The 3,738-nt window shown below is 46.0% G+C and carries 3 protein-coding genes and 1 other annotated feature; of the genes, 1 reads left to right on the top strand and 2 read right to left on the bottom strand.

Annotated features, from left to right (window positions below):
* Window positions 1-268 precede the first annotated feature (268 nt).
* Both tyrS and EKM99_RS15460 read right to left on the bottom strand, forming a co-directional pair.
* Complete coding sequence (gene tyrS / locus EKM99_RS15470; RefSeq protein WP_125584195.1) at window positions 269-1,528, bottom strand: tyrosine--tRNA ligase; 1,260 nt, start codon at window positions 1,526-1,528, stop codon at window positions 269-271.
* Between the two features lie 55 nt (window positions 1,529-1,583).
* Window positions 1,584-1,782 (bottom strand) — a binding site (T-box leader).
* Between the two features lie 81 nt (window positions 1,783-1,863).
* The gene (locus tag EKM99_RS15460; protein WP_125584193.1) at window positions 1,864-3,231 is read right to left on the bottom strand and encodes an Nramp family divalent metal transporter; all 1,368 of its coding nucleotides are present in this window, start codon (window positions 3,229-3,231) and stop codon (window positions 1,864-1,866) included.
* A 204-nt stretch (window positions 3,232-3,435) separates the two neighbouring features.
* On the opposite strand from EKM99_RS15460, the gene EKM99_RS15455 reads away from it, so the two are divergent.
* Window positions 3,436-3,687: a hypothetical protein gene (locus EKM99_RS15455; RefSeq protein WP_125584192.1), complete on the top strand. Its 252-nt coding sequence runs from the start codon at window positions 3,436-3,438 to the stop codon at window positions 3,685-3,687.
* The last annotated feature ends 51 nt before the right edge of the window (window positions 3,688-3,738 follow it).

Below are 3,738 nucleotides of genomic sequence, written 5' to 3'. Positions count from 1 at the left end.
ACTAATTTCAATCTTTTAAATTGGTCTAGTTGGTGAATCGCCGTGACAACGTATATAACTATACCAACCACAGCTTGTCCCGTCAACTAAAAAATGAAAATAAACGAATCTTTTTTCAAAGCCATATCTTATACCTGAAAACTCAAGAAATAGTTACCCGACAGCCGTGTGTTTCTTGATTTTTCCATTATAACCGTTCGCCTTTATTTTGGCTATCAAAAAGCACGAACAATCTCAGCGATTGTTCGTGCCCTTTAAAAGTTTACAATTAGCCAGCAACGCGGACTAGGAAGTAACGCTTCTTCCCCCGCCGCACGATGACAAACTTGCCATCAAATGCACTGGTAGGATCAATATCCACATCCGTTGCCGTAACTTTCTCACCATTAATTCGAATGGCGCCGTTCGTTAAGTCTTCCCGCGCCTGACGTCGAGAAGATTCAATCTTGGTATCGTCCACCAACCATTCAACAATGTTTTTCTTGTCTGTGTTGACCGTAACTGATGGCATCTTCTTGAAACCTTGTTCAATTTCACTGGCCGTCAAGTCAGCAACATCCCCGGAAAATAGTGCCTTGGTAATGTGTTGGGCTTCTGCGACAGCGTCCTTACCGTGAACAAACTCCGTCACTTCTTCAGCTAAGCGCGTTTGTGCCAACCGCTTTTCTGGATGCGTTGCGACAGCGTCTTCCAACGTCTTGATTTCGTCTTGGCTCAAGAACGTGAAGTACTTCAAGAATTTGATGACGTCACGGTCGTCCGTGTTGATCCAGAATTGGTAGAACTCGTATGGTGAGGTCTTTTCAGGATCCAACCAGATGTTGCCACCCTCGGACTTACCAAACTTGGTCCCATCCGCCTTCAACAATAACGGAATTGTCAGGCCGTATGCCTTGGCTTCCGCACCCTCTTGTTTGTGAATCAGGTCAATGCCGGCAGTGATGTTACCCCATTGATCGGCCCCACCAATCTGTAATTGTACATCTTCTGCTTGATATAAATGGAGAAAATCAATCGATTGTAAGATTTGGTAAGTGAATTCCGTGTAGGAGATTCCAACTTCTAGCCGTGATGCAACAACTTCTTTATTCAACATGTTGTTGACGTTGAACAGCTTCCCGTAGTCCCGCAAGAAATCCAACAAGGATACCTTGGATAACCAGTCGTAGTTGTTCACAATCTTAAAAGAGCCGTCTTGGCCAAAAAGATTTTCCATCTGACGGGTCAGGCAATCTTGGTTGTGGCGAACTTGATCCATCGTTTGCAGAACTCGTTCAGCCTTTTTACCCGAAGGATCACCAATGGAACCCGTTGCTCCACCAATCACAATGTATGGTCGGTGACCAGCCAATTGGAACCGTTTTAGAATCATGAACGGGATCAAGTGACCAATGTGCATGGAATCTCCGGTTGGATCAATCCCCGCATACAAACCGACAGCCTTCTCGTTTACTAAGTCACCAAGCCCTGATTCATCTGTCTGCTGGTTAATGGCACCTCGCCATTTCAATTCATCAATAATCGACATATCTCATTCCTCCTAATGTATTTGTTGCATAAAAAAGTCCCCAATGGCCAATGCCATCAGGGACGAATTAAAATCCGCGTTACCACCCAAGTTGTTGTCAATCGACAACCGCTCGTCATTGTTAACGGAATGACCCGCCGAAAAATCCGGCCGCTCCACAGCGTAATTCGTGAATGCGGGCGTTCTGACTCTCAGCACCGTCAGATCTCTTGACCGGAGCCGCCTTCACTACTGAACTGTTTCTTAGCTTATGCCCTTGATGATACCGGGCTAACCGCGAAAAGTCAATAGACTTCTGCCTTTAAAACCAGTCTGGGTCAGCAGGCGTCAGTGATCTAAAAGAGATCTCCCAACGTTGTCAGCACAATCTGGATGTTCAACACCGTCAAGACAACGGTACACGTCCACGCTAACACGGTCACCCAGCGTTTGTTGACCCATTTTTCACCCATGATCTTCTTAGAAGAAGTAAAAATGGTCAGTGGAATCATTGAGAATGGTAGGGCAATCGACAAGAACACCTGCGAGTTCACCAGCAGATTGTCCAGTGCACGCTCACTACCCCCATAAATGATGGTCGCAATAATGACGGGCACTACCGAAATCAACCGGGTAACCAGGCGGCGAACCCACAGTGGAATCCGCATGTTGATGAAACCTTCCATAATCACTTGGCCCGTTAAGGTCCCCGTAATCGTCGAATTTTGTCCCGACGCAAGTAAGGCTACCGCAAACAAGGTCGACAGGACTGGTGATGCAACCGCACCAGCCAGGTGGTTATCCTGTAATGCTGCGTACAGGTTACCAAACGTTCCCAATTGGTCCGTTCCCTTACCAAAGAACATCGCTGCCCCCAGCAAAAGTAACAAACAGTTGATGATAAAAGCGCCAAATAATTGAATGTTTGAGTCCCACGTAGTGAACTTAACCGCTCGTGCCATTTCATCTGGATCTTCCCGGTCAAACTTTCGAGTCTGGGAAATGGAGGAATGCAGGTACAAATTATGTGGCATAACCGTTGCCCCCACAATTCCCAGCGCCATCGTCAATTGTCCAGGATGTACAATTTCTGGACGAGGAATAAAGTTGGCAACCGCTGCCCCCATGTTGGGTTGGGCAATGATGACTTCGTAAGCAAAGACCACCAAGATAACGGTGATTAAGCACACCACGATGGCTTCGATTTTACGGAAGCCCAATTTAGTTAACAATAATAGTAATAACACATCAAAAACAGTCAGTGATACCCCTAGAATTAGTGGGACGCCGAACAGTAATTGCAGGGCAATGGCGCCCCCAATAACTTCCGCAATATCTGTGGCCATGATGGCTAACTCGGTCATCACCCACAGGATTGCCCCAATGCGTTTTGTCGTATGGGCCCGGGTTGCTTGGGCCAAATCCATCTGCGTCACAATGCCCAGTTTAGCCGCCATGTACTGTAACAGCATCGCGATTAAACTCGAAATCAAGATCACCGACATCAGTAGGTAACCATACTGAGCACCCCCACCAATGGATGTTACCCAATTCCCCGGATCCATGTACCCCACAGCAACCAAGGCCCCAGGGCCAGAGAAGGCCAATAAGTTCTTGATGAACCCTTTTTCCTTTGGTATTGCCACTGTCCCGTTAATTTCTTGTAATGACGGGCCGTTTGCATAGCCGGTCAAATTCGACTTTGTTGAAACGTTGTCTGTCATGATTTTCAGCTCCCCTATTCTTATGCTATTCCATTATTATACTGGTCCAGCAGCAATTGTAAAGACTTTTTTAGCTTCGCCGAACTTTTATTTTATATTACCCATTAAATTAATAATCCCTAAAACACTAAATTTTCTTGTATTTTCAAGATTTCTGAGGGATAATGAGCACCTAAAATTAATTTTCAGAAAGTGGGTGTTTCGATGACGGACAGCAAATTTTTCATTGACATGTTAGCTCCCTTATTCATTGCGGTACTGGTCCTAGCCGGTTTGGCCGCTCTCGTCACTTGGCAGCTCACACCGGTGGTCTATGGTCTCGGAATCCTGGGCGCGGGCGGCCTACTTGTCACGCTCCTCGCCGGTGTTCTTGCGGATGGCTGGACGCAGCGCCAGACTCACCAACAATTAAATGAGCAATCAAAAAATCGGTTCTATGTCAACTGTTGTTGGTAATTCCATTTATAAAATTGTCTAATCCTTTGAGATTAGGCAATTTTTTTTGAG

The sequence above is a fragment of the Levilactobacillus cerevisiae genome (assembly GCF_003946245.1).
In the GTDB taxonomy this organism is placed as follows: domain Bacteria; phylum Bacillota; class Bacilli; order Lactobacillales; family Lactobacillaceae; genus Levilactobacillus; species Levilactobacillus cerevisiae.
This window is presented reverse-complemented; position numbering and strand designations above follow the sequence as displayed.

What these genes read in the sequence shown, in the direction of transcription:
- tyrS (WP_125584195.1), bottom strand. Translation starts at nt 1,528, where the DNA reads ATGTCGATTATTGATGAATTGAAATGGCGAGGTGCCATTAACCAGCAG.
- EKM99_RS15460 (WP_125584193.1), bottom strand. Translation starts at nt 3,231, where the DNA reads ATGACAGACAACGTTTCAACAAAGTCGAATTTGACCGGCTATGCAAAC.
- EKM99_RS15455 (WP_125584192.1), top strand. Translation starts at nt 3,436, where the DNA reads ATGACGGACAGCAAATTTTTCATTGACATGTTAGCTCCCTTATTCATT.